Annotated in this window: 5 protein-coding genes; all 5 read right to left on the bottom strand. The window is 37.8% G+C overall.

Annotation, left to right across the window (positions count from 1 at the left end):
* Positions 1 to 732 precede the first annotated feature (732 nt).
* Entirely contained in the window at positions 733 to 930 is a 198-nt protein-coding gene (locus FC51_RS11905) for a hypothetical protein (RefSeq protein ID WP_057911392.1), read from the bottom strand.
* A gap of 9 nt (positions 931 to 939) precedes the next feature.
* Complete coding sequence (locus FC51_RS11900; protein WP_057911391.1) at positions 940 to 1,893, bottom strand: protein rep; 954 nt, start codon at positions 1,891 to 1,893, stop codon at positions 940 to 942.
* Between the two features lie 918 nt (positions 1,894 to 2,811).
* On the bottom strand, positions 2,812 to 3,504 hold the full coding sequence (locus FC51_RS11895; protein WP_012695376.1) for a replication protein: 693 nt from the start codon (positions 3,502 to 3,504) through the stop codon (positions 2,812 to 2,814).
* Positions 3,505 to 3,576: 72 nt separating this feature from the next.
* A complete protein-coding gene (locus tag FC51_RS11890; RefSeq protein WP_003555393.1) occupies positions 3,577 to 3,732 on the bottom strand; it encodes a ribbon-helix-helix protein, CopG family in 156 nt (51 codons plus the stop codon).
* Positions 3,733 to 3,838: 106 nt separating this feature from the next.
* The coding region (locus FC51_RS12620) for a hypothetical protein (RefSeq protein ID WP_235806487.1) at positions 3,839 to 4,073 on the bottom strand (235 nt) is incomplete at its 5' end.

Below are 4,073 nucleotides of genomic sequence, written 5' to 3'. Positions count from 1 at the left end.
CTCGTCGTGAAGGCAGGAAAGCAAAGTTTAGGAAACTTTGGCTTTCAGCCAATTCAGTGTCTGGGTTTAGTTAGCTAGTCAACTCCTTATCCTCGCTCCCGTTGGTCGTTCCGGTACCGTTGACTACCAGCTAGTACTCGGTTTTAATTGCAACATGGTACAAGGATTAAGTTCGAAGGAGTGTAAACGACTGAACTTAATTTTTGTAACATGTTCCAGCATGCTAGGAAAATCCTAGCATGCTTTTTTAATCGTTTTTTCCAAAATCAAGAATCCAAGTTTAACAGCATTTAATTAGCTTAAGTATCCTAGGATTTTGCTACACATCTCCCTATTCTGCACAAATATTACAAGAAGTAATTGTAGCATTTTCCTAGGACTAAATATCGCAGTTATAACAAGGGTTTGGACGCCGACACTGTCGGCTCATCTTTTTCCAAAACGGGTCAATTTTGGAAAAAATGCACAGTCCCTTTATGCTCATAGCATTCCTTGTATTCTTTCTGTTTGAGCAAAGCGAAATCTAAGACAGTCTGTAAAAACACACCGAATTTTCATTCGGTGTGTAAGTGCGCCTTTAGCCCCTTTAACGGAATTATGCTATTCTTGATTTGTTTAAGATGGTGACTACTGACTAATACGAATTCGCTAGCTTGCCAGAGCTAAGGCAATAGTTACTAAAAAAGCGCTGTGGAATAAAATCCATGGCGCTTTTTTTATAGCAAAAAAAGCTTATTGATCAACATCATATTGCTCCATTGCTTCATGCATAAAATTTCTTTCCCTTTCAGCTATCCGTTTACGTTTAGCAATTTCTTCAGCATTATTTTTTCTCGACGAAGTATATATTTTCTGCAATTGCTTAAAGTCAACATCAAAGCCATTTTTTTGCATTTCTTGTACAAAAAATTTATCCAAACTCATTAACATAATAGCCACCTACCAAATTAAATAATTTTTACGTTGTTGATCCCACCTAGCCACGATTAATTCAGCTTCAGTCGGTTCAGACAATTTGTCCCCGTCAACATTTACTAAATCACCATTATCGGCATCGTCCAATTTCAATTGCTGTTTAATCTGTTTCAACAAACCTCCATAACCAATTTGACGAGTACCAGCCAAGGCTTGCTCCAAGTCATCAATCACCTGTTGATTGCGATTATCATCGTCCGTCATGTAATCAGCAGACTTAACTTGATATTTAGCCGTTTCCTGAGCGCTAGCGAGCAAAGAGGACTTTCCCTTAGATTTATTCGTCCGAACCGCTTCAACGTTCACAATCGGCTTATATGAGCTTTTAAGAGCCTTCTGCCATAAGTTAGTCCAATTAACTTGAGACAAATAGTTTCCTGTTCCCTTAAAATAAGCACTCTTAACAAAAAGCAAAACATGCAAATGTTGATGATAAGAACCATTTGCATTCGTCGTAATTTCAGTTGAGCGAACAAAGCCTAGCAGATTCTTAGATACTTTTTTATAATGAACCAACTTAAAGAAAGCATGAGTTAACGCCTTCAAACGTCGTTTTAAGTCAACACCATCAACTGAATTTTCTTCTGTAAGTGTTAAAAAAATAAATCTAGCAGTTGAATGCCGCCGATGAGCTTCTGCCAAAATTTCAGTTAACTGACTAGAGTTTTTTAAACTTCTACGCCAGTTGCACAAAGGACATAGCCGACTCTTACAGAACCACGTTTGATAAAGCTTAGTTGAACCATCAGGCAACTTTCGAAAACGCAAAACATCTGCGCAGCCTTGTACTTTATGTGCTTTTTTATATAACAAAATTGATAGATATTCTGCATAACGCAAGTTTTCTAATTTCTTCTGCCGCCAAGGTCGTGGCTTCCCATAACTATTTTTATCTTGCAATATCTTTTTATTCGCCAAATCAAAAGCTCCTCTCACAAGCCACGTGAGAAGAGTTAATCTTTTATGTATTTACTAGAACTAAGGACTTGACGCTTACTAACTCAAGCTTTAAACTATGTCTAGTAAATCCGAATATTCAAGATTAACTCACGTGTTCCCCGTCGCCAAACTAGGAATTCTCATGTGGGTTTTTTTATTGTTTCGTTTTATACCATCATAATACGCTTTAGGCCAGACGTGTCAAGGCTTAAAGGCAGTTTTGAAAAAAATAATTGTGTCTAGTATGTATCAAGATAAGAGGGAACTGGCAAAAATCGCCAGTTTCAAGCCCTCGGGCGCTGTCGCCCCGAACCCCGACCAAGCTGAACCAGCTTGACCGCAAAACNCCGCTCAAACTCACCCCGCACTCGCCGTGAGGCAGGCAAAAAAAGCAGGTGTGCTTTTCTTTGCATGCGCAAAAGTGTCTTGGTCTAGTGAGCCTATCAACTCCTTAAAGCCTCCTAGAACGGCTAAAAGCCGTTCTACGTCGATTTACCGTTGACAGACAGCTAAATTATGCATTTAACAGCTAAAATGGCTTAGAGAGCAAATTAGAGCCATTTAAAGCCAACATTCAAAGCAGTTAAAGTCCGAAGGAGGCTAGCGACTGGACTTTAACTGCTTTGAATGTTTCAACTGACGCAAGTCAGTTTTGTTTGAGCGAAGCGAAATCTGATACAGGTTTTAATGGTTTTAGCGCAACGTCATCTTTGATGACGTGTAAGTGCGCATTTAACATTTTCTTTTGATTTTTTCATTGCTATTTTTAAAGCAATGCGCACTTACACACCACAATTAAAATTGATGGTGTTTGTGCTAAATTTCCTGTATCAGAAGTCGGCTAGCCGACAACAAAAAAAAGGTGCTCGAATTGAGCACCCACTTTTTATTCACTAATCAATCTTGTATCTCGCCAGTTTCTTTGTCTATGTCTCCTCTGCCATACTTGCGTTCCTGATAAACAGCATCGAAATATAGTCTTATCAGTCCAGTATGAGCACGTAAAACCGAATTAACGACCTTGATACTAGGCATGCCATATTCTGAACCATGAGCTTTTAAAAAGCGTCTCAATTCACGCATATTTGCCAAATTATGGTCATCAATCAAATCACAAACATCATTCAGCATGTCGTCTTTGTCTTCCACATCAAGCGATATATATCTATCAATATCAAAATTATTTATCAGCGTAATATCTTTTTTATTATATTTATGTTTTTTCTTCTCAATAGCATCTTTAGACTCATGTGTAAGGTATGAATACATGCTTGCCATACTTCTGATGACTATTTGCACTTTAGCGATACTCCGATCACCTAGAAGCTGTTTAATCTTGTACCGAACACTATCAGCAGTAACTGGGTTTTTAGCCACATAGACAACATGATAATGCGGTTTTTTATAGTGCTTGCCATTTCGTATGACATCATCAGGTGTCCATTTTGATTTATCAGTTTTTTCATCCATATCATGAAATGGACTAATAGCAATTGGAACACCAATTAATTCTAATTTCGATTTCCAATCTTCTGGAATAGATTCGGGATATAACAAAAAGGTGAAGTATCTTGATTTGTCTTTTGCCATAATGGTAAAATAGCCTTGATAGAACAACAATGTTTAGCGGAAACTATCGTCTTGCCCAAGCCGAGTTTTCGCTTATTTTTTTTGTTCTAATTCCTTTCTTGAATAATTTTCTAAAGCTAAAGCTAAAATTGCAGACTTAGAAAAACCCTTTTCTTTCGCAAGATTTTCCAAAGTGAAATACTGATCTTCGGTTAGACTGACCGTAATTCTTTTTTTATTTGTAGCCATATTTTTACTCCAAACCAAATCAAATTTAAGTACACCATTATTATGCTTTTTTGCAACATTATTGTCAATAATATATGCTATAAATCTCTATTTCGCTAAAAACTCGCTAAAAACTCGCCGAAAACTCGCCGAGATTTAAAACTCTGTAACCATTGATATTAAAGGCTTGAAGACCATTTTTAACCAAAATTGGCACTCGGCACTTAAAAGGGGGGTCGTAGTACGGTCGCAAAATTCGCTCCCTCGCCCCCTGATTTTCAAATTTATATCCCACACGAATAAAACCATGGGCGCTGCCCAAACCTGCAAGCTGTGTCAGCTTGACCCCATAAATGAGCGGG

Source organism: Lentilactobacillus parabuchneri DSM 5707 = NBRC 107865 (assembly GCF_001435315.1).
Classification (GTDB): Bacteria; Bacillota; Bacilli; order Lactobacillales; family Lactobacillaceae; genus Lentilactobacillus; species Lentilactobacillus parabuchneri.
Note: the sequence above shows the minus strand (reverse complement) of the source record. Positions and strands in the feature narration are given on the sequence as shown.